Consider the following 21,737-nt stretch of genomic DNA (forward strand, 5'->3'; position numbering starts at 1 on the left):
GACCGGCCAGGTAACGGGTCAGGCGGTGGGTCAGAGTGTTGGGCAGGCCGGTGGGTTGTCGGTCGGTCTGGCAGCGGGTCGCGGTGGAGGTGTGGCGGCCGAGCCTCGGTCGGGCGGGCTTCGGGCGCGGACGGTCGTGCCGGTCGTGCCCGCCCAGCCGGAGGGCGGGCCACCGGCGGCGGTGACGGCCCGACGGCCGCGGGTCACCCGGGAACTGGTGTTGCCGCTGGTGGTCGCCGAACTCGTGCTGGTGATGGTGCTGGTGGTGCTGGACCGGTCGTGGCCGACCGTCGCGGTGGTCGCCGCCTGCGGGGTGCTGCTCGGTGCGGTCGTCGCGCTGCGGGTGCGGGGCCGGCTGGTGTGTCAGTGGATCATGTTGGGCTGCCGGTTCCTGCTGCGTGAGCGCGGCACCGACCTGCCGGCCGAGGACCAGGGAGCCGCGCTGCTCGCGCTGGTCCGCCCGCACGCGCACTGCACCCACACGATGATCGGCGACGCGCAGGCGTTCCTCGTCAGCGACGTGGCCGGGGTCGGGGCGGTCCTGCGACCCGAACCCGGCCGGCGTGAACCGGGTCCGCCGCTGCTGACCCCGCGTGACCTGCTGCCCGAGTCCTCCGACGACCAGGCCGTCGCCTACGCCGTGCAGGTCGTGCACCACGCCGGGGTCGATCGTTCGCAGCCGCCGCGCGTGTGGCTGACGCTGCAGGCCCTGCGCACCGCCGAGATCCACGCCGACGAGGACGTGTGCGCGGCGCTGGCCAACGTGGTGCGCCGGGTCCGGCGCAAGCTGCGGCGGGCGGGGATGCCGTTCCGCACACTGTCCGACCAGGAAACCCTCGGCTCGTACGCCGCGCTCGCGCACGTCAACGCCGGCCGCGGCCGCGTCCGGGAGGACTGGTGGCACTGGCAGAGCGGCCCGATCCGACACGCCACGTTCCGTCTGGACGGATGGCCGGCGCTGAGCCGCCAGGCCGGCGCGCGGCTGGTCCGCTGGCTGCTGGCCGCCGCCCCGGACACGGCGGTGACCGTCAGCCGCACCGCCCACCACAGCCCGACCGCGCCGGGTGCCGAACCGGTCGTGTCGGCCGTCCTGCGCATCGCGACCAGCCGCCCCGAAGCCCTCACCGCCGCGGTCACCGACATGGAACGCCTGGCCAACGAGGTCGGAGTGACACTCAACCGGCTCGACGGGCAACACGTCCACGGCCTGGCCGCCACCCTGCCGGTCGGAATCGTGGAACCGTCCTGACACGAGTCCGAGCCGGCTTCCAGCTCAGGGTTAGGTGTCGCAGGGACCATGACCCCACGGTCTGGTCACTGCCGGCCGCGCGGTGCCGCGACAGGTCAGGACCGGAACTGGGTAATCGTGTCGGTACCGTCCGTTACACTCGCAGCGACCGGCGGCGGCTTGTGCTTGGCTCGTGGACGCCTTCGGGCGAACACGGCACGAGGGGGCGTCGGGTGGCGACACGAAGCAAGGTCGGCGTACTGCTACCCGTGGTCATCATCGTGGCGGCAGTTGCGGTGGCCGGTGGCGAGAAGGTGATGGACACCGTGGCCGGCCTGTTCACCGGCGGCGGCACGGCGGTCCTGGGTGAGGGTGACTCGCGGGTCATGATCGCCAGCGAGGCCGAGTCGGACGCCAAGCAATGCGGAGCTCCCCAACTGGTGGCCGACAAGCGGTGCGGCGACCTACACATTCTCCTTGTCGATGCGAACAAGATTCCTTTTATCGCCCGGAACACCACACTCGCGTGGGAATCGGGCAGACCAGGCGTCCTTACCATGAACAGAGCCAAACAGGACGGGAATCGTCGCGCCGCGTGCCCACGCAGCTTCCCGAAGAAATACGGCGGGCAATGTGATGAATACCCCATGGCATCAACGGAGGAAGGCGGAGCGGGCGCACGCACCGAGGAGGTACCTGGCCGAGAGAACAGCTGCCAAGGTGGCATGTACGGAGCACAGTATCCCAAAGATGGGGAACAATTCCTCGTTGCCATTATCCATCCTGACCAGATAGCAACGGGAGTCTTCTCAGGGGTGGATATCGCGAAGGATCAGGGCCTATGCTAGAAGGAAGCTTCCCAGTTGGCGATCGGGCGCACAAGTACGCTTGGGTGAGCGAGATCGAGGCGTGGACCGCCGCGGTCATTGCCGACACGACCGCTACCCACGTCGCGACCGCATATGGCGCCAACGAGGAAAGCCTGGTCGGTGATCACACCTTCGGCCAACTGGGCGACCTACAAGGTCCGGACCCGCTCGAACTCCGGCACCACGTGCAGATTTTCGAGCACGATCGACATGTCATTGCCCTTGAAAACAACGGATGGAGCGGGAGTCATCCGGAGATAGCTCGGCGATGTTCAGCCAAGGGTGGGCATTTTTTCAGCGTGTACTGGAACGTCAACGCATTCGGGTTCGTCACCGAATCAATAGATGGCACGATCACCGCCCGATTTGAATCGCTCTACCCTGTCGCGCCACATCAGGAATCAGGCGAGATCCGGCCTCCATGGGCAATCGGACCCGAGCCGGACACGGCAGTTGTTCGCCAAACCTGTTTCGCACTCCTGGAACAACAGACCGGTGTCGTATTCGATCCAGCCTGGCTGGTTCAACAATTCCCCACGTACCGGGTTCCCGATCCTCATGCACTGTATCGGGATGTCGAGAACGCGGACAAGTTGAACGAAGAACCATGACCCAACCCGAAAGTCCGTGGTTTCCAGGATCGAAGGACATGTGACGACGGGTCTCCGCCCCACCCAGCGGCTACCGCGTGATCAGGTAGCCCACGCCGCGCACCGTGTGGATCAACGGTGGTTCGCGCAGTTTCCGTCGCAGTCCGCGAACGGTCTGGTCCAGTGCGTTGGATTCCAGCTCCGCGTTGCGGTCCCACGCGTGCGCGATCAGCTCCCGTCGGCTCACCGGGCGCCCGGCGGTGCTCATCAGCCGTTGCAGGACCAGGAGTTCCTTGCGGGTCAGGGTGAGGAGCACGCCGGCCCGGGTCACGCGGTTGCCGTCGACGTCCAGTTCGACGTCCGCGCAGCGCAGGACGGGGGCGCGGCCGGTGGGCACGCGTCGACAGAGGCTGCGGACCCTGGCCACCAGTTCCGCGGCGGCGAAGGGTTTCACGAGGTAGTCGTCGCCGCCCTGGCGCAGGCCGGCGAGGCGGTCGGCTTCGCTGTCCCTGGCGGTGAGGAACAGGACCGGGACGGGCCAGCCCTTGGCGCGTTGGTGGGCCACGTAGTGCAGCGAGTCACCGGCGGGCAGCATGCGGTCGAACACCACGCAGTCGTAGCGGTTGATCCACAGCGCCTCGTCGGCGGCCGGCAGGTCGGGGGCGGTGTCCACCGCGAAACCGGCGGCGCGCAGCACCGCCACCACCCCGTCCCGCACGTTCACGTCGTCCTCGACGACCAGCACCCGCATGGGACAACGGTAGCTACCTGGCGATCGCCGCCAGCACATCGTCGGGATCCAGCGAGCGCAGTTCGGCCACCGACGGCATCCGGCCGGTGCCGCGCAGGCGTTGGGACTGGGCCTTGCGCATGTACTCGAACAGGCGGCGGGCGTCGCGGGCGTTGCCGAAGCCGGGGTCGTCGGCGATGCGGGCGAAGTGGGTGGCCAGCACCGGGTCCGAGGTGCGGTCCAGGTCGTAGCCGCCGCCGTCGGCCATCAGGGCGAGGATTCTGACCAGCTCGTCGGGCAGATAGTTCTCGAACTCGATGGTCTTGCCGAAACGCGACGCCAGGCCGGGGTTGACGGACATGAACTCGGCGATCTCGGCCGTGTAGCCGGCGACGATCACCGCGACCTCGTCGCGGTGGTCCTCCATCAGCTTCACCAGCATGTCGATGGCTTCCTGGCCGAAGTCGCCGTCGCCACCACCCCGGGACAGGGTGTACGCCTCGTCGATGAACAGCACCCCGCCCATCGCCTTCTCGAAGACCTGCGCGGTCTTCTCCGCGGTGTGCCCGATGTACTGGCCCACCAGGTCGCGGCGCGACACCTCCAGGAACTCGCCCTTGGGCAGCACGCCCAGCGCCTTGAGCAACCGGCCGTAGAGGCGGGCGACCGTCGTCTTGCCGGTGCCGGGAGCGCCGGTGAACACCAGGTGGTGGCTCGCCCCGCCCACCGGCAGACCGGCGCGGCGGCGCCAGTCGTTGACCTGCAACTCGTCGACCAGCGCACGGACCTCGGCCTTCGCGCTGGGCAGGCCGATCATCGCGTCGAGGTCGCCGAGCAGCTCCTCCAGGCGGCTGTCGACCGGCGCGTCACCGGCCTGCTCGACGACCGTCACCTCGGCGGTCCCGGCGATCGACAGGCCTGGCTCGGCGGTGTCGGTCACGCTGTGCCCGGTGACCGTCCCCCCGCAGCCGGGACCGAACGCGATCCCGACCCCGCGCACGTCGTGCACCACACAGCGTCGCAGGTCGGGGGTGGCGTGGTGGGCGACGGCGATGCCCTCGGCACCCGTGTTGGCCACCTCGCAGCCCTCGATGACCGGGCGGGCGTACTGGTAGACGTAGATGCCGCGCAGACCACACGCGTCGACCACGCAGTCGCGGATCGTCGGGGACGCGCCGACGCCGACGATGACGCCGTCGCCGGTGATCTCCTGGATCCGGGTGTCGGCCAGCAGACCGGGCGCGCCCTCGACGACCACGCCCTGTTCGGCGTCGCTGACCACGCAGCCGGTCATGGTGAACTCGGCGGTGCCGCGCACGCTGACCGCCGGCCCCCGCCCGCCGGTGAACGTGCAGCGGTCCAGGGTCAGCTCGACGTCGGTGGCCTCGACCGCGCCGGCCGACGCGCTGACCTCGATGCCGCGCAGGGTCAGCGCGCCCCGGCTGGCGACCACCACCGGCCGGTCGGTGCCCCGGCCGTCGAGCACCACCGGGTCGGCGTCGGCCGCGACCAGCGACACGCGGCGGCCGGTCAGCTCGACGGTCTCCGGGTAGCGGCCGCCGGCGATCGCGATCACCGCGCCGTCGCCGGCGTCGGCCAGCGCGTGGGCGATGGTCGGGTAGGCGCCCGGGCGGGACCCGACCTGCACCGTGCGGGCGGCCATCAGCTGGCCACCAGCAGCCAGCCGCGGTCCACGGCCTTCGCGCCGGCCTGGAAGCGGCTGCGCGCGCCCAACCGGTTCATGATGTCGGCGACCGTGCGGCGCACGGTGCGCACCGAGATGCCCAGCTTCGCACCGGCCGACCCGTCGGTGTAGCCGGCCCACAGCAGGGCCAGCAGGTCACGTTCGCGGGTGGTCAGGCCGCCGTGCTCCGGCTCCTCCTCGTCCAGCTCGACCGGGTTGAGCACCACGGCCGCCGCCCACATCCGCTCGAACAGCTCGGCGGTCGCGCCGACCGCGCTGGCCAGCCGCAGCACCGCGACACCGTCGCCGGACTGGTCGACCGGCAGCAGCGCGATCTCGCCGTCGATCACCACGAAGTCCATCGGCACGGTCGTGTCGGTGCGCACCTGCGCGCCGGCCAGCGCCAGGCTGGTGACCTTGCCGGAGAGCCGTTCGGCGTCCGGGAACACCGCGCGGTAGCGCACGCCCCGGTCGACGTTCTCCCGGTGCAGCCGGCGGAACGCGCCGACAGGGCCGGTGTTGACACCCGAGCTGACGATCAGCACCTCGTGCCTGGCCGAGGCGATCACCGACTCGATGCTCACCCGGCCGTCGGCCGGCCGGTCGGCCGGCGCGGGCCTGGCCGGGGCCGGGTTGCTGGCCGGGCCGAGGACCTCGCGCTGCGCGGCGACCAGCTCGGGGCCGGGTTCCACGCCCAGTTCGGAGACCACGATGTGCCGGGCGCGTTGGAACGCGGCCAGGGCCTGGGCGGGGCGGCCGGCGGCGTGCAGCACGCGGACCAGGCAGGCCCAGGTGCGCTCGCAGAACGGGTCGTCGTCGAGCAGTTCGCGCAGCACGGTGACCGCCTCGGCGTGGCGGGACAGCGAACGCCAGCAGCCGGCGAGCAGCGTGCGCAGTTCGCGGCGCTGCTCGGCGCGGCGGCGGGCCTGCGCGAGGGCGGCCGGCGCGGTCAGACCGTCGAACGGGGTGCCGCGCCAGCAGGCCAGTGCCTCGGTGAGCCGGGCGGCGGCCTCGGCGTGCTCGCCGCGGTCGATGGCCGCGCGGGCGGCGGCGGCCGACCCGTCGACCAGGTCGGTGTCCAGCTCGCCGGGGCCGACGACGATCCGGTAGGCGCCGGAGCGGCTCTCCACGCGCTCACCGAGCAGCTGGCGCAGCCGCCACACGTAGCTGCGCAGGTTGCGCAGCGCCGAGGCCGGCGCGGCCTTCTCCTGCCAGATCGCGTCGATCAGTTCGGCGGTGGACAGCCAGCTGTTAGCGTGCAGCAGCAGCACACCGAGCAGCGTGCTGGGCTTTCCGGCGCTCAGCTCGACCGGTGTGCCCGCCGCCGTGGTGACCTCAAGTGGTCCGAGTACGTGGAACCGCATGACCCCAACTCTGAACTGACAACATGAGGTATTTATGACCCGCGTGATGGTGGTGGAGGACGACGAGAACCTGCTGGTCGGGGTGGCGGCCACGTTGCAGGCCGCCGGGCTGGAGGTGCAGACGGCGACGAGCATCGCCGCCGCGCACGACGCGCTGGCCACCGGCGGGCAGGACTGTGTGGTGTTCGACCGGATGCTGCCCGACGGCGACGCCATCGGCTACGTCCACCTGCGACGCCGCGAGGGCTGGGGCACACCGGTGTTGTTCCTCACCGCGCGGGACGCGCCGGCCGACCGGGTCGCCGGGTTCGAGCACGGCGGCGACGACTACCTGGTCAAGCCGTTCTCGTCGGCGGAGCTGACCGCGCGGGTGCTCAACCTGTGCCGCCGGCCCGGCGGGCGGCCCTCGGTGCTGCGCTACGGAGACCTGGAGATGGACTGCGCGCGCCGCGAGGTGCGCCGCGCCGAGATCCTGCTCTCGTTGACCGGCAAGGAGTTCGCGGTCCTGGAGTACCTGTTGACCCAGGCCGAGCAGCTGGTGACCAGGACCGATCTGCTCGAACACTGCTGGGAGAGCGAGGCCGACCCGATGTCCAACGTGGTCGACGCGGTGGTGAAACGGTTGCGCCGCAAGCTCGGTGGGCCCGAGCTGATCCACACCGTGCACGGCCGGGGTTTCCAGCTGGGCGCCCGGTGAACGCCCCCGCCACCGGTTCGGCGGCGGCCAGACTGCGGCGGCTGCGCTGGATGCTGACGGCGGTGGTCACCACGGCGAACATGGTGGGGCTCATCGGGTTCGCCTGGTACCTGATCGCGAACGACGCCGAGCAGGGCGTGGCCACGGTCGACGCCGAGCTGCACCGGGTGACCACCGGGGTGAGCCGGCTGGTGGCCTTCGACGGGGCCGTCGACTTCGGACTGGTCAACCCGGACGAGCTCAACGACGACTGCCCGCAGTTCGCGATCATGCCGGGCGGCGCGCCCGCGTTCCGCTCGCACCTGTCGCGCCGGGCGTGCGTCACGATGGACACCTCGGTGCTCAGCGGGCTGGCCGCCGCGTCGGTCAGCGCGGCCGACACGGTCACCGGCTACCAGCGGGACGCGGCCGGCGACCTGGTCCGGGTGCGGGTCGAGCCGCTGTACTCCTCGGACCAGACGGCGATCGGCGCGATCGTGGCCGTCGCCGGACTGGGTGAGCAGCAGGGCGCGCATACCCGGCTGGTGTGGTTCGTCGTCGGGTCGCTGGTGGTGCTGGTCGGGGTGCTGGGCGCGGCGGCGCACGTGCTGTCCGGGCGGATCATCCGGCCGTCGGCCGACGCGTTGGGCCAGCAGGAGGTGCTGCTCGCCGAGACCGCGCACGACCTGCGGACCCCGGTGGCGGCGCTGCGGTCGCTGGCCGAGGGCGCGCAGGCCAACCCGGCGCAGGCGCCGGCGCTGGTGCCGCGCGTGGTCGGGCTGGCCGCGCGGATGGGCGGGATCATCGACGGGCTGTTGGTGCGGGCCCGGCTGGCGGCCGGGGTGGAGCGGCTGGCGATCCAGCCGGTGTGGCTCGACCAGCTGGTGACCACGGTGATCGACGAGACGCCCGCGCACGGTGCGCGGGTGACGGTGGTGGCGGCGCCGACGATGGTGCACGCCGACCCCGGGCTCTTGGCGCGGGCGATCACCAACCTGGTGGACAACGCGATCAAGTACGGCCACCAGCCGGGCACCGGCGCGGTCGTGCACGTGACGGTCGCCGGCGGCACGGTGACGGTGGCCGACCACGGGCCGGGGATCGACGCCGCGTACGCGGCGGAGACGTTCGACCGGTTCACCAGTACCGGCGGCTCGTCGGGCCTGGGCCTGTCGATCGTGCGGTGGGTCGCGCAGGCGCACGGCGGGCGGCTGTCGGTCTACAACGCCGACGAGGGCGGCGCGATCTTCGAGCTGAGCCTGCCGGTCAGCGGATCGTGACGCTCTGCCAGGGCGGCAGGTCCACCCAGTCGCGGTCCAGGCGGTAGGCCAGGCTGTAGCGGTAGGTGCCTGGCTGGTCGAACGCGCGCTCGAAGGTGACCTCGGTGGGCGTGGTGCCCAGGGCGATGTCAGTGCGCTGCGGGAAGTCGTGGCCCCGGCCGGTGTCGTCGCGCACCCGCACCGCCAGCGCCGGCACCACCAGTTCCCGGTCAGCGCTGATCGTGGCTCGCGCGAGGACCGTGTCCCCCAGGCCCTGGTCGATGGTCAGCTCGCCGACGATCGTCACCTCGCCGGCCGGCGCGACGACCGGCACCAGGTCCGGCTCGCCCAGCTCGCGGACGACGACCACCGCCGAGGCCGCCACCACGACCGCCACCCCCACGATCCACAGTGGACGCACAGCGGACCTCCTCCCACCCGGGGGAGGGTAGTGGCGCTGGTGGGGTCGGGGGTCACGGGGCACTGGATCCCAGCGCCTCCATCAGCTCGGTCATCGCGTCGAACAGCGCGGCGGTGGGGACATCCTCCTGTCGCAGCAGGGTTTCCAGGTTGCGGTACTCGGGCAGGCCGGTCAGCTCGTCGTCGCCGAAGGTCGTGATCACGGCGGCGGCCAGCGCGGCGACCGCCCTGGCGGTGGCGATCCCGGCGACCGGGTCGGTGCCCGGAACGGGCGGCGGCTCGCCGTGGTGGTCCCACTGGTCGGAGAAGGCGTGGTAGTTCGCCATCTCACCGCCGGGCGTCGGGTTGATCACCGACGCGATCCGCACCACGGTGTCCGGCAGGCCGATCGGGTCCGACGGTGTGGCGAGGCCGGGGGCCGCCGGGTCGGTGAGCAGCCGGCCGTGGACCTGGTCGACGTAGCCGTCGCGCACCCGCGCGGCGACCGCGCGCGCGGCGGCGGCCGCCGGGGACTGCTGGGCGGCCCGCTCCCCCCGGTCGTCGGTGACCAGCATCGTCAGCCCGTCGCCGTAGGCGGTGACGTCGGCCAGCCGGCCGGTGACCGGGTTGATCAGGTACACCGTCCCGCCGATGTTGACGGCGTTGATCAGGTCACCGGACTCGACGACGCCGTCGGCGTCCTTGCGGGCGGCGTGCACGATCGCCCGGCTGCCCTCCCCCAGCTGTGTGAGCCGCGCGACGACGTCGTTGATCGCCGAGACCGGGCGGAACCGCTGCCCGGGAACACCGGCGGCGGCGGCGATCCTGGCTCCCCAGCCCTCGGTGCCGGCCCGGCCGACCAGCCCGGCCGGCACCCTGGTCGCCGTCGTCGGGTCGGCCAGGTGCCGGTCGGCGAGCACGGCGGCGGCCTGCCCGTTGACGTCGCGGGGCAGCGGCGGCAGCGGCGGGACGGGGGAGGCGCCGCTGCCCGCGTGCACGCCGTCGAACAGCTCGGCCAGCGGCAGCGGGGCGACGCCGGGAGTCCTGTTGTAGGACTGGATGGCGGCGATCAGCGCGTTGCGGGTGGCGACCTCCGCCCGGGGCTGCCCGGTGCGCAGGGCGGCGAGCTTCTCGGCCTGGCTGGCCACCTCACGCAACCGCACCACGCGGTCGACGAGGGTGGTCGCCAACTCGGTGTGGGACGCGTCGAGGTCGCCGGTGAGCTCGGTGGCCTGCTCGACGAGCGCCCCGAAGGCGGCGTCGCGGGCGGCGAGGATCCGGTCGGCGTCGACGTCGCCGGTCGGCTGCCGGGGCTGCGGCGGGTTGCGGTGCCCCAACAGGTGCGCGGCGAAGTCGGTCATCGCCGCGACGAAGTCGTCGCGGGTGGACTGGGCGAGCGTGCGGGCGAGTTCGGCCTTCAGGTCGGCCGGTTTCTCCTCCTTCCTGGACATCACCCGCTCGGCGATGCCGTCGACCGGCGCGCCGACCGACCCGGCGGCGGTCATCGCGGCCAGGTAGGACAGGCCCAGGGTCAGTTCGAGCCCGGCGGCGATCCCGACCATCAGCAGCCCGGACGCCACGCCCACCGCCAGCCATTTCCGTGACGAGCGGGGCGAGGGCCGGTTCGGGTCGTCGGCCAGCGGGGTGTCGGCCGTGGGGTCCATCTCGGCCAGGGCGGGGGCGGTGGTGCTCAGGACGGCGGCGAGCGCCTCGGCGATCGAGGCGATCTCCCGGTCGCCCTTGCGCTGCTCGTCGTAGGTCCTGCGCGCCTCGCCGGCCCGCTGGTCGGCGACGGCCTTGCGCCCGCCGGTCGCCAGGTTCACCGCCACCGCCACCACCGCGCTCGCCACCCGGAACACGGCCTGCTCCTGCTCCAGGGACAGCGCTTGCGCCAGCGCCGTGGGGTCACGGTCCTTGCGCGTGGCCTCCGCCGACTGCGGCAGCGCCGCCCTGGCGAGGTGGTTGGGGGCGTCGTCGCTGTAGGCGAACTGCTTGTTGTCGGCGGTCGCCGGGGCGCCGGTGCGGGTGGCGCCGCTGGGCAGGTGGTAGGTGACCCTGTCGAGGACGGTGCCGGTCAGGTCGAAGATCTCGTCGCGGTCGGCGCGGACCTGGGCGTCGACCGTGGTCAGCACCGCGTTGGTCCGGTCCGCCTTCCACGCCAGCGTGTACCGCTTCTTGATCGAGTCGGCGATCGTGCCGACCACCGTCGGCGCCAGCGTGCCCACCAGGATCCCGGCGGTCGCCAGCCCACCGACCGCGCCCAGCGGGGTCAGCGCGCTGACGGCCAGCACCACGCCGAGCGCGGTGGTCGCGGCGATCGCGCCGGCGCCCCGGCGCAGCCCCAGCACCCGCTCCACCTGCATGGTCACCGCGTCCGGCCCGACCGGGTCGGCGCCCGGCGTGTCCGCGCGCGCCAGCACCCCCTCACCGGTGTACCGCAGCTGGGCGACGACCTGCAGGAACCCCTCCGCGACCGCTGTCTTGGACTGCTCGGCCAGCTGCCGTTTGCGCCCGGCGAGCTGGTTGTCGCCGGCGGTCTGGTCCCGCTGCGCCAGCGACCGGTCGTAGAGCCCCTGGGCGACCGCGCGGGCCAGCGCCACCGACGTCACCGCCACCAGCCCCGGGACCGGCATCGCGCCGAACACGAACGCGACCACGCCCAGCGCCACCGGCACCGGCAGCGCGGTGATGACGTTCTTGGCCAGGTAGGTCGTGGTGCCGAGCAGGCCGTCCGGGTCGCGGGTGTACTGGCGCACGACCTCGCGCATCCGCTCGTCCGGCAGGGCCGAGAGCCGGCCGGCGGCGCCGTCCTGGCTGGGATCCAGACCCATGTCGCGGATCAGGGCCTTGAGCCGGGAGCGGGTCCGCAGGCTGTGCGGGCGCCGGTCGAGGGTCCGCGCGTGGTCGAGCAGCTGCGCGGCCCGGCCGTGGTCGCGGCGGCTCAGGGTGGGGCCACCGCTGCTGCCCTCGGTGAGCCGGTCGGCCAGGTCGGCGTCCACACCGGACCGTTGGGCGACCGCCTCGCCGAGCGCGGCGGCCACCAGCGACGGCACCTGGTCCACCGACGCGCGGCTGGACACCGTGACCCGCACGGTGTCGCCCTCGACCGTGTAGCTGGCGGCCACCGTCGGCCCGAGGTCGGCGACCCGGACACTCGCGGCGAAGGCGACGCCGCCCTGGGGGGTGATCTGGTGGACCGTGCCGCCGGGCGGCGGCGGGGTGACCGAGGCCATGCCGGCGCGGTGGTCGGCCTCGCGCAGGGCGGCGTTGGCGATCTGCTCGACGGCCTGGGCGTGGGCGGCGTTGTCGCGGTGGTAGGTGTCGGCCAGCGGCTGCGTGATCCGGCCCGGCGGGGTGGACTCCGGGGCCTGCTCGGTGACGTGTTCCCCGATGACCCCGGATTCGGGGTCCACAACGGACTCTTCGGACTCCGGGGCACCGTTCTGCTCCGGGGCACTGGTCTGGTCCGGCGGGGCAATCACCCCCGACCCGACATCCACACCGGACTGATCCGGCTCCGGGACAGCGGTCTGCCCGGACTCCGGGACAGCAGTCTGCTCGGGCTCCGGGGCACTGGTCTGCTCCTGCGGCGCGATCACCCCGGACCCGACAGCCACACCAGGCTGGTCCGGCTCCGGGGCGCTGGTCCGCTCCGGCGCCCCGATGACCCCCGACTCGACAGCCACACCAGGCTGGTCGGCGCCGGGCTGGTCCGGGGGTGGCGCGGGCGCCTGCGGCTCGGACCGCTCCGGCTCCTGGGCGGCGGTCTCGTCCGGGGGTGCGATCACTCCCGATTCGACGTCCACACCGGACGGTTCGGGGGTTGCGGGCGGGGTGTCGTCCAGCGGGGCGATCACGCCGGATTCGGGGTCCGTCGGCTGGCCGTAGACCCGCATCGACGGGGTTGGCGGCGGGCGGCGGACCGGGCCGGCCTCCTGGACCGGGGCGCCGGTGAGGTGCACGCCGAGCGCCCGGAGTTCGGCGTCGAGAGTCGGGGGGCCGCTGCGCAGCAGGGAGTGGATCGCGCGGACGTTGTCGTTGCCGCGCAGCGTTCCCTCGGCGGCGAAGGCGATCGCCGCGTCGAGCACCTCGGGCGACGGGGACAGCTGGGCGATCCCGGTCAGCGTCTCGACGATCGTGGGCCGCAGCGTCGCCGCCAGCTCGACGACGGTCTGCTCGACGGTCGAGGGCAGGCCCACCGCCAGCAGCTTCGCCAGGGCGTTCTTCGTCGCCTGGGACGTGCTGGGCGTGAACAGGGCGGCGACCGCGTCCCGCACCGGCCTGGCCAGCTCCGCCCAGATCGTCTCGTTGATCTCGGCGGGGCGGTCCGGGGCGGCCTCGGCCTGTTCGGTGGCCTCGGTCCTCGCCTCCCCGACGGGCTCCTGCCGGTTCTCGGTGGCGGCTTTCCCTGGTGCCGCAGGCGTTTGCGCACGCGCGCCCGGAGTGGTGGTGCCGGCGGTCGTGCCCGGCAGGATGGCGGCCCCGGACCCCGTCTGCTCGGTGCCCGTCGAGGTCACCGACTCCTGCGACACACCTCCCGGCGCGTTCGCACCGGCACCCTGTTGGCTTCCCTGCTGGGCACTGCCCTCGTTCCCGGTCTGGGTACCGCCTTCGCTTCCCTGCTGCGAACCGCTCTCGCTTCCCTGCTGCGAACCACTCTCAGTTCCCTGCTGGGAACCGCTCTCGCTTCCCTGCTGGGTACCGCTTTCGGTGCCTGTCCGGGAGCCGCTCTCATGACCTGTCTGAGCGCCCGCCTCGGTCTCCGACTGGAGACCGCCCTGCAGTGACCCCGTCCGGGAACCGCTCTCAGTCGGAGGGCCGCCCCTGGAACCGGACTCACTCCCCGTCCGGGTCCCACCCTCGGTCCCGGTCTGCGTACCGCCCCTGGTCCCGCCCTCGGTGCCGGTCTGGGTCCCACCCCGGGTGCCGCCCTCGGTGCCGGTCTGGGTGCCGGTCTGGGTGCCGGTCTGGTTCTGGTTCCCGCTGTTCTGCACCTCGGACGTCCCCTGCACGCCCGACGTGCCCCCCTCCCCCGCCGTCGCGCCGGACGAGGCCGGAACGTCGGTGTTCGGCGGCCCGTCCGGACCGGTCGGCGAGATGTCCGGGCCTGTCGGCGGCGTGCCGAGGTTCACCGAGTCCGGGTTCATCTGGATGCCCGTCGCCTGCCCGACCTGACCGGCCAGCACCGTCCCGTTCGCGCGCACCGCGCCCATCCGGGCCGCGTCGCCCGCGTTCTCCGAGATCGCCGTGCCGTAGGCGTCCAGCCCGCTGAACTCGCCGTTCACGATGTCCTGCGCGGCCTGGCTGGACACCGGTGAGGTCACCGCGTTCAGTCCGGCCCCGCCGACCAGCGCCGAGGTGTGCTGGCCGACGAAGGTCTTCGGCTTGGCCATCCCGATGACCTTGCCCGGCGCGTAGCCCAGCGCCCCGCCGATCCCGCCGGCGAGCGCGTCCGTGCCGACCTGGCCGAGGTCCAGGTTGCCGTGGGTCGTGAGCTGCGAGCCGGCCGAGATGACCGTCTCCTCCAGGGCCTCGACCGACACCTCCTTGGTCAGGTTGAGCGCGATCTTGCCGGTGTTCAGCGCGATCGTCGCCGCCCGCGACCTCGTCTGGGCGGTCACCGCGGTGCGCCCGACGGCCAGCAGGGTCCGCTTGAGCACCTGGTTGGCGACCGTGCGGACGAACATGCTCGCCACGCCGCCGGCCCCGGTCAGCGCCAGCGCGAACGACGCCGCGTTGATGATCATCTCGATGCGGGTGGCCATCCGCTGCTGCTCGACGTCCTGGGCGTACTGCTCGCAGAACGCGGCCAGCTCACGGCACGAGCCGGTGATCGCCCCGAGGTCGCCGTTGAAACCCTTGACCACCTTGTGGAACTCGTAGCCCGCGCCGTCCGGCCAGTTGCCGAAGATCGTGTCGGCCGTGCGGTTGGTGTTGTCGACGGCCCCGTCGATGATCGTCGCCATCCGGTTCCAGGCGGCGGCGAGCGCGCGGATGTCGGCCGGCTCGTCGGGCGGCCAGCCGTTGTCCTGACCGATGAGCTTGCAGACCTCGTCGAACAGGTCCTTGGCCGCGCCGGCGAGATCGATGCCCATGGGCTCAGGGCGCCAGCAGGCCGACGGCGTTGCGCTCGGCCTCGCGGTAGGCGTTGACGGCCTCGTCCCCGGAGTCGGCGAGCTTGCCGTAGTTGACCGCGACGTCCCGCAGCGACTTGTCCAGGCCGGACTCGTTGCGCACCGACGTGGTGGGGTCGCCGCCCTCCGGCGGGTCGACCACGCACAGCGGGACGCCGCCGGTGCCAGCACGCCACCACTCGTACTGCTTCATGAACTCGTCGCTCATCTTGCCGCCCTTGCCCAACCGGCTGGTCAGGTCGTTGATCTCGGCGAACGCGGCGTCGAGCAGCCCGTGCAGGCCGGTGGAGTGCCCGCGCAGCTCGGCCATGCCGTGGGCGGTGTCCTCGATGCGCATGTCGACGAGACCGTCGCCGTTGGTGTCGATGTTGCCCATGGCTACCTCCGGTCGAGTGAGTGCAGGAACGGGTCGAACCGCAGGTCGGTCGTCTCCGGGGTCGCGTCGGCCGGCAGGAACTTCGCGGCCTCGGCGAACACCCGCGCCTCGACCTGTCTGGCCGCGCGGTGGATGGTCTCGGTGATCGTGGCGGCCAGCGCCGAGGAGTCCGGCGAGCGGTAGATCCGGGGGTCGAGCCACAGCTCGACCAGCTCGCCGTTGCCGCCGACGGTGGCGCTGACCAGCCCGTCGGCCGAGTCGGCCGTCTCCTCGGTGTCGGCGATGGCCCGCCGCAGGCTCTCCACCTCCTCGGCGAGCCGCTCGTACTCGGCGAGGACCCCAACCCGGCGCGTTGTCTCGTCCACGCGGCCAGTGAAGCGGGTACAGGCTGGCTCGCGCGGCGGTGGCCACATGTGGCCACCGGGCCGGGGCGGGCGATATGCCGGCGCAGGATCGGTGGCGATGAACCGCTACCTGGCACTGGTGACGACACTTCTGGTCGGCGCGGCCCTTGGCGCCGCCCCGGCGTGGGCCGCGCCCCCGGCCGGCGTGTGCCACGACCCCGACCCGGGGCGTCCGGCGGTGGCCGAACAGCCGTGGGCGCAGCTGCTGCTCGACCCCGCGCTGGTGTGGCAGCACAGCCGGGGTGCGGGCGTGACCGTCGCCGTCGTCGACTCCGGCGTCGACGGCGACCACCCGCAGCTGCGCGGGAAGGTGTTGCGCGGCAAGGACTTCTTCGAGCAGTCGAACCTGCCGGGGAACTTCGACTGCGTGTCCCACGGCACCGGGGTGGCCGGCATCATCGCCGCCAGGCCCGCCACGGGCGTGGGATTCCACGGGCTGGCACCGGACGCGCGGATCCTGCCGGTGCGGATCAGCGCCCAGGACATCGCCGAGAACGGCCAGTCGCTGCGGATCGACCTGGACGTGCTGGCCCACGGCATCCGCTACGCCGCCGACTCCGGCGCGAAGGTCATGAACCTGTCGATCGCCGGCTACGCCGACTTCCCGGCGATCCGCTCGGCCGTGGGCTACGCGGTGTCCAAGGACGTGCTGGTGGTCGCGGCCGTCGGCAACGGCCAGAGCGAGGGCGGCGGCGAGCTGCCGTCGTTCCCGGCGGCCTACGACGGTGTCCTGGGCGTCGGCGCGGTCGACATCGACGGCGCCCGCACCACCAGCTCCCAGGTCGGCCCGTACGTCGACCTGGTGGCCCCCGGCGACGGGGTGCTGACCACGACGCGGGTCGCCGGGCACGCCTACGCCACCGGCACCAGCTACGCCGCCCCGTTCGTGTCGGCCACCGCGGCGCTGGTCCGCGCGGCCCGACCGGACCTGAAGGCCCCCGAGGTCGCCCAGCGCCTGATCGCCACCGCGAGCCCGGCGCGCGGGGACGGCCACGCCTACGGCGCCGGCCTGGTCAACCCGTACCGCGCGGTCACCGACGGCCTGGACCTGTCCGACCCGGCCGCGCTGCCCGCCCACGTCCCGTCGCCGCCGGACCGCGCGGCCCTGGCCGACGCCGCCTGGCACGACCGCGCCGGCACCGTCGCCGGCTGGACCACCGCGGCGATCCTGGGCGCGATCGTGCTGGCCGTCGTCGTGGCGGTGGTCGTGCCGCGCGGCCGGCGCCGCCGCTGGCGCCCCGCGCTGGCCGCGCCGCTGCCCGCCCGGCCGGAGGTCGTGGAGCCGCCGGAACAGATGTTCCTGGTCGACCGGTGACACAGCCGAAGTGACACACAGCCGCGGTGACATCCGACGGCGGTGACATCCGACGCCGGTGGCACACGGCGAGCGGTGAGGCCCGGTGGGCGGTGACAGACTGTGTCGGTGACCGCTCCCGCCGACCGGGCCATCGCCCACGTCGCCGCGCTCGCCACCGGTGAGCCGGCCGACCCGTCGTGGCGGGTGACCGTCCACTTCCACCCCGACCGGCTACTCGCCGGTGAGACCGTCCTCGAACGGCTGGCCCACGACGGTGTGTACCGCTCCCAGTTCGAGACCGGCACCAGCAACGGCGGCCTCACCGCCCACCCCGGCGGCGACCGCTGGCGCTGGGAGAGCCGCATCTTCACCGGCGCCTACGACGACTCGCCGCCGGCCGGGCGCCCCAAGTACGGGGCACTGAACTTCCGCCGCCGCAGGGTCGGCGCGGCCCCCCGCTTCGGCTCGGCCCACCTGCGCCTGGCCGCCCACACCCTGGCCAGAACGACGTTCTGCTACCCCGACAGCGTCTTCGAACCCACCCATTTCGGTGTCGCGTCCCGACTGTCCACACTGGTCACCCTGGCCGACACCGACACCCACGACCCCCTCGACGACTACATCGAGGCCCAGGTCCACGGCCCCCTCGACCTGGCGACCGACGTCGAGGCGGTGGTGCTGGACCCGAGCTACCGGGGAACGCCGGTCGACACGGTGGCCCACACCCTGCCCTGCCCGATCGAGTGGCACGGTGGTTTCACCCTCACGACCACCGAACTGCGCCGCCACCCCGACTACCGGGGCCAGGAGTTCGTCGACCTCGGCGTGTCGATCGCCGACGCCGGCCGGCTCGACCCCCGCATCGTCGGCCTGGCCGCCCGAACCGGCGATCTCCAAGCCCTCAAACGGGTCTGGCACTACGTCGCCCGCTTCGGCACCCCCGAACTGGCACACCCGCCAGAGGACCGTCGACGACAGTGACCGCCAACCGCACACGCGCTGACCCAGCGATATCCTGGACACCCCGGCGAACGGATGGCCGATGGACTCGTTCGGTGCCGCACTGCGTCGTCTCCGGAAAGCAGCGGGGTTGTCCCAACCTCAGCTCGCGAAGCTCGTGCCGATCTCGCAGTCCAGCCTGTCCCGGTACGAAACCGGAAGACAGGCCGCCGACCAGGCGACGATCGACCGCCTCGAAGAGCTGCTCGACGGGAACGGAGCGCTCAGCGCACTGGCTCACCGGCCGGCACAGCCCGACGATCCCGAACGACTCCAGCACGTCGTGACGCACCCGCGTTCGGTCGACCCGGAAGCGTTGGCGTCCCTCGCCAGACTCCTGGCCGAGTCACGACGCCTGGAGGACCGGTTCGGTCCCTGGCTCATGGTGGGACCGGCAGTCGGATACGTGCGCCTCCTCGAACGTCTGACGTCCGAAGCGCGAGGCCCACTACGGTCCGAGGTCGTCGACCTGGCGGCACAGTGGGCCCAGTTCACCGGCTGGCTGCACGCGGCCACCGACCAGGGTTCACGCGCCGCGCACTGGTTCGACCGGACACTCGAATGGTCGGCCGAGTCGAACAATCCCACCCTGACCGCGAACGCCCTGTCCTACAAGGGTCATCTGGCCTGGATGACGGGCCGAACCGGTCCGATGATCGGACTTTCCCACGCGGCGCGACGCAACCCCGACACACACGTCAGCCAGCGCGCGTTCGACGCCATGCAAGAGGCCAGGGGCCACGCCATGGCCGGCGACCTCGCCGCCGCCGACCGAACTCTCGGCCTCGCGACCGACCTGGCCGCGCAGGTACCCGACGCGGGGAATCCACCCGCGTGGAGCTACTTCTACGCCCCCGCGTTCTGGACCCTCCAACAAGGTCTGGTTCACCGCTACTTCCCCACCCGCCACGAGTCGGCCGCCGAACTGCTGCGTTCAGGCATCGCGGCGCTCCCCCACGACCAGCAATCCGCCGAGTGGCTCGGCGACTACCGACGCGCACTCGAGTTCGTGCAACCCACCTGAGGTCATGCGAGGCGTATGCGCATAGCCCGCAACCCCTTCACCGTGATCCACGGCCGGTCGATTCTGTGATCATGGCTCGACAGAAGTCCACACGTCCGCCGTTCGTGTCGCCCTACATCACCTCCTGGAGCGAGGAGGTCGATCCGCCCTGTCGGTTGGTGGAGATCCCGGGGCGTGGTATCGCCTACGCCGACGAGACGGTGACCGATCGGGACCAGCGAGGTGTGTTGTGGCTGCGAACGCCGTACCGGCCGGGCATCGGCCGACCGGTCTTCGGAAAAGTGCACCCGCTGCGACAACGCCGTGCGATGTCGCGCCTGTTGTGCCAGGTCTGCGGCGGGTCGGCCGACCACGACGACAACGGAGTCCTGTGGCTCGCCCGCGACTGGCGCGACGACTGGCCGGACTGGCCGAACGGCATGGGCGAGAACGAACCCCCTGTCTGTCTACCGTGCGTACGCCTGTCGATGCGTCTGTGCCCAGCCCTGCGCAGGGGCGCCGTCGCGTTCCGGGCTCGTCGGTTTCCGGTCGCGGGCATCAGAGGGGCACAGTACGCCGCCGGTCCACGGTTCGTCGGGGACGTGACCGTGGCGTTGGACGACCCGACGATCCCGTGGATCCGCGCCGCCAACCTGGTCCGCCGCGTCAGCGACTGCACGATCCTCGACCTCGACGAGATCTGTGGGTGAGCACCTCTCTCTCACGTCGGGCGCGGCCGGGAGGCGGGTGACCGCCAGCCCCTAGCATCGACGGGTGGACCTGTCGATGCTTGGCGTGCCGGTCGGGCCGATGGTGCGGGTGCACGGTGGGTTCGCCAACCGGATGTACCGGCTCGACACCGACCAGGGGTCGTTCGCGGTGAAGGAGTTGAGTCGTCGCGCGGAGGGCGTGTTCGCGTTCGAGCGGGCGGTGTTCGCGGCCGGTGTTCCGATGCCGGAGCCGATTCTGGCCGGCCGGGACGTGGTGGTTCACCGGTGGGTCGATGGCGAGAAGGTGCCGGAGGCGCCGGTGTCGGCGGACTACGCGTTCGAGGTCGGTGAGATCCTGGCGCGCCTCCACGCGCTCGACGTCTCCTGGCCGCTGGCCCCGGTCGAGGGGCCGCCGGCACGGGACTGGCCGGAGCTCGCGGCGCGGGCGGTGGCGACCGGGCAGCCGTGGGCCGAGGAACTCGCCTCGCGCGTCGAGACGTTCCTGGCGATCGCGGAGTTCGTCGACTCCTGCGATCGGCCCGGGCCCGTCGTGCTGACCCACCGGGACATCCAGCCGTGGAACCTGTTGAGTCACCACGGCCGGCCGGTGGTGTTGGACTGGGAGCTGTCGGGGAGGCTCGACCTGTCCGGTGAGCTCGGCTCGACCGCGCTGGGCCTGGCGAAAGGGCCTGGCTTCGACGACCTGCGACCCACCGTCTTCCGCGACGTGCTCGACGGCTATGTCGCGGGGGGCGGTGTGCTGCCGCCGCCGGGTCCGAGTTGGTTCGTGTACCTGGTCGGCGGCTGGCTGGGGCACACGCGGTGGAACATCCTGCGCTGCCTCGCCGGCGGCCGGCCGCGCACCGGACCCGACCTGGCGCTCTCGCACGAGTCCGTGCGCGACGGTGTGCGCGGCCTGCCCGACCTGTTCGGCCGGCTTCCGGACCTCGCGGAGCTGCTCACGTAACCCGAACAGACGCTTCCGCTGGGCCATTTGCCGCAATCGGGGTTTCCCCGAGGCGAGTACGGGCACGTCTGCGGCGACCCGAAAGGAGCGTGAGATGTCGACGGAAGCAACCATCGTTCTGGTCGTCGTCCTGCTCGCCGCGGTACTCGCGGTGGGGTGGTTCGTCGCCGAACGGCTGCGTGGTCGTGGGCTGCGTGAGCGGTTCGGGCCGGAGTACGACCGCCGGATCGACCGGGCGGGCAACCGCCGGGCGGCCGAGCGTGAACTCGCCGACCTGCGTCGGCGGCACACCGAGTTCGACCTACGTCCGCTCTCCGACCTCGCCCGGGCGAGGTTCACCGAGCAGTGGATCCAGACCCAGGAACGGTTCGTCGACCGGCCGGGCGAGGCGGTCGCCGACGCCGAACGGCTGGTCCAGGCCGTGATGAACGAGCGCGGCTACCCCGTCGGCGAGTTCGGCCGCCAGGCAGAGGACCTGTCGGTGGAGCACGGCCGCACGGTCGGCCAGTACCGCGAGGGCCACGACATCCTGACCAGGCACCAGCACTCCGAAGCGTCCACAGAGGACCTTCGACGGGCGATGGTCGGCTACCGCGAGATCCTCGCCGACCTCATGGGACCCGCCGAGACCGCGGACCGGAGGTACCACGATGCGACCCGTTGAGGCCCCGGCACCGGCCCCCACACCGGCCCCCGCACAGGCCACCGGGCACGGTGGGAACAGGCGGCCGCCCGCCCCGACGACCCTGCTCAACGGTCACGACGTGGAACGCTTCCGCGCGCGACTGCGCGACCTGCAGGCCGACTTCGTCGACGCGCCCGAGCGGGCCGTCGAGGAGGCCAGAGCCCTGCTCGGCGAGGCGATGACGGCCCTGACCAACGCCGTCAACGAGCACCACCCGGCACCGCAGGGCGACACCGAAGGCCTGCGCGTCGCCCTGCGGCACTACCGCTCGACCCTCGACCAGCTGCTCTCGGTCTGAGAGAACCGAACCCGAGCCCCCCGGGTGGGTCAGCGGCACCGGACACCCTGGCCCACCGGGGTCCC

19 protein-coding genes are annotated in these 21,737 nt (G+C 72.4%); 12 read left to right on the forward strand and 7 right to left on the reverse strand.

Annotation, left to right across the window (positions count from 1 at the left end; translation table 11 throughout):
* Positions 1-91 precede the first annotated feature (91 nt).
* The 3 genes from BLA60_RS14475 (at position 92) to BLA60_RS43195 (ending at position 2,708) form a co-directional block, all read left to right on the forward strand.
* Positions 92-1,249, forward strand: coding sequence for a type VII secretion protein EccE (locus tag BLA60_RS14475; protein WP_154814343.1), 1,158 nt, complete (start codon positions 92-94; stop codon positions 1,247-1,249).
* Positions 1,250-1,497: 248 nt separating this feature from the next.
* Positions 1,498-2,076, forward strand: coding sequence for a NucA/NucB deoxyribonuclease domain-containing protein (locus BLA60_RS44230; RefSeq protein WP_075133345.1), 579 nt, complete (start codon positions 1,498-1,500; stop codon positions 2,074-2,076).
* A 44-nt stretch (positions 2,077-2,120) separates the two neighbouring features.
* A complete protein-coding gene (locus tag BLA60_RS43195; RefSeq protein ID WP_154814345.1) occupies positions 2,121-2,708 on the forward strand; it encodes a DUF6461 domain-containing protein in 588 nt (195 codons plus the stop codon).
* A 70-nt stretch (positions 2,709-2,778) separates the two neighbouring features.
* On the opposite strand, the gene BLA60_RS14485 is transcribed toward BLA60_RS43195, so the two are convergent.
* Genes BLA60_RS14485 through BLA60_RS42080 form a run of 3 tightly spaced genes read right to left on the reverse strand, consistent with a single transcriptional unit; the run spans position 2,779 to position 6,465 of the window.
* Positions 2,779-3,438: a response regulator transcription factor gene (locus BLA60_RS14485; RefSeq protein WP_075133346.1), complete on the reverse strand. Its 660-nt coding sequence runs from the start codon at positions 3,436-3,438 to the stop codon at positions 2,779-2,781.
* A gap of 13 nt (positions 3,439-3,451) precedes the next feature.
* Positions 3,452-5,080 (reverse strand): right-handed parallel beta-helix repeat-containing protein, encoded by a 1,629-nt coding sequence (locus BLA60_RS14490; protein WP_075133347.1) that lies wholly within the window; start codon positions 5,078-5,080, stop codon positions 3,452-3,454.
* The gene (locus BLA60_RS42080; protein WP_162292961.1) at positions 5,080-6,465 is read right to left on the reverse strand and encodes a BTAD domain-containing putative transcriptional regulator; all 1,386 of its coding nucleotides are present in this window, start codon (positions 6,463-6,465) and stop codon (positions 5,080-5,082) included. Before BLA60_RS42080 ends, BLA60_RS14490 begins: the two co-directional genes overlap by 1 nt.
* A 34-nt stretch (positions 6,466-6,499) precedes the next feature.
* On the opposite strand from BLA60_RS42080, the gene BLA60_RS14510 reads away from it, so the two are divergent.
* Both BLA60_RS14510 and BLA60_RS14515 read left to right on the forward strand, forming a co-directional pair.
* The gene (locus BLA60_RS14510; protein WP_211288723.1) at positions 6,500-7,162 is read left to right on the forward strand and encodes a response regulator transcription factor; all 663 of its coding nucleotides are present in this window, start codon (positions 6,500-6,502) and stop codon (positions 7,160-7,162) included.
* Positions 7,159-8,421, forward strand: a complete 1,263-nt coding sequence (locus BLA60_RS14515; protein WP_245811978.1) for a sensor histidine kinase — start codon at positions 7,159-7,161, stop codon at positions 8,419-8,421. The genes BLA60_RS14510 and BLA60_RS14515 overlap by 4 nt, the downstream gene beginning before the upstream one ends.
* Here the strand turns inward: BLA60_RS14515 and BLA60_RS14520 are convergent.
* Genes BLA60_RS14520 through BLA60_RS14535 form a run of 4 tightly spaced genes read right to left on the reverse strand, consistent with a single transcriptional unit; the run spans position 8,408 to position 15,674 of the window.
* On the reverse strand, positions 8,408-8,821 hold the full coding sequence (locus tag BLA60_RS14520; protein WP_075133348.1) for a hypothetical protein: 414 nt from the start codon (positions 8,819-8,821) through the stop codon (positions 8,408-8,410). The two genes, BLA60_RS14515 and BLA60_RS14520, sit on opposite strands and share 14 nt — an antisense overlap.
* A 52-nt stretch (positions 8,822-8,873) precedes the next feature.
* Positions 8,874-14,894 (reverse strand): WXG100-like domain-containing protein, encoded by a 6,021-nt coding sequence (locus tag BLA60_RS43200; RefSeq protein WP_075133349.1) that lies wholly within the window; start codon positions 14,892-14,894, stop codon positions 8,874-8,876.
* Between the two features lie 4 nt (positions 14,895-14,898).
* Positions 14,899-15,309 (reverse strand): hypothetical protein, encoded by a 411-nt coding sequence (locus BLA60_RS14530; protein WP_075133350.1) that lies wholly within the window; start codon positions 15,307-15,309, stop codon positions 14,899-14,901.
* Between the two features lie 2 nt (positions 15,310-15,311).
* The gene (locus tag BLA60_RS14535) at positions 15,312-15,674 is read right to left on the reverse strand and encodes a YbaB/EbfC family nucleoid-associated protein (RefSeq protein ID WP_075133351.1); all 363 of its coding nucleotides are present in this window, start codon (positions 15,672-15,674) and stop codon (positions 15,312-15,314) included.
* A 97-nt stretch (positions 15,675-15,771) separates the two neighbouring features.
* Here BLA60_RS14535 and mycP point away from each other — a divergent pair, with 97 nt between their 5' ends.
* From mycP to BLA60_RS14570, 7 genes are all read left to right on the forward strand, one after another.
* Entirely contained in the window at positions 15,772-17,028 is a 1,257-nt protein-coding gene (gene mycP / locus BLA60_RS14540; protein WP_075133352.1) for a type VII secretion-associated serine protease mycosin, read from the forward strand.
* A gap of 186 nt (positions 17,029-17,214) precedes the next feature.
* Positions 17,215-17,991, forward strand: a complete 777-nt coding sequence (locus tag BLA60_RS14545) for a DUF3626 domain-containing protein (protein ID WP_075133420.1) — start codon at positions 17,215-17,217, stop codon at positions 17,989-17,991.
* 61 nt (positions 17,992-18,052) lie between these two features.
* The gene (locus BLA60_RS14550) at positions 18,053-19,033 is read left to right on the forward strand and encodes a helix-turn-helix domain-containing protein (protein WP_075133353.1); all 981 of its coding nucleotides are present in this window, start codon (positions 18,053-18,055) and stop codon (positions 19,031-19,033) included.
* 71 nt (positions 19,034-19,104) lie between these two features.
* Entirely contained in the window at positions 19,105-19,722 is a 618-nt protein-coding gene (locus BLA60_RS14555; protein ID WP_075133421.1) for a hypothetical protein, read from the forward strand.
* A 64-nt stretch (positions 19,723-19,786) separates the two neighbouring features.
* Positions 19,787-20,689, forward strand: a complete 903-nt coding sequence (locus tag BLA60_RS14560) for a phosphotransferase family protein (RefSeq protein WP_075133354.1) — start codon at positions 19,787-19,789, stop codon at positions 20,687-20,689.
* A 94-nt stretch (positions 20,690-20,783) separates the two neighbouring features.
* Positions 20,784-21,353, forward strand: a complete 570-nt coding sequence (locus tag BLA60_RS14565; RefSeq protein ID WP_075133355.1) for a hypothetical protein — start codon at positions 20,784-20,786, stop codon at positions 21,351-21,353.
* Entirely contained in the window at positions 21,340-21,672 is a 333-nt protein-coding gene (locus BLA60_RS14570) for a hypothetical protein (protein WP_075133356.1), read from the forward strand. The genes BLA60_RS14565 and BLA60_RS14570 overlap by 14 nt, the downstream gene beginning before the upstream one ends.
* The last annotated feature ends 65 nt before the right edge of the window (positions 21,673-21,737 follow it).

This window comes from Actinophytocola xinjiangensis (assembly GCF_001921215.1).
GTDB lineage: Bacteria > Actinomycetota > Actinomycetes > Mycobacteriales > Pseudonocardiaceae > Actinophytocola > Actinophytocola xinjiangensis.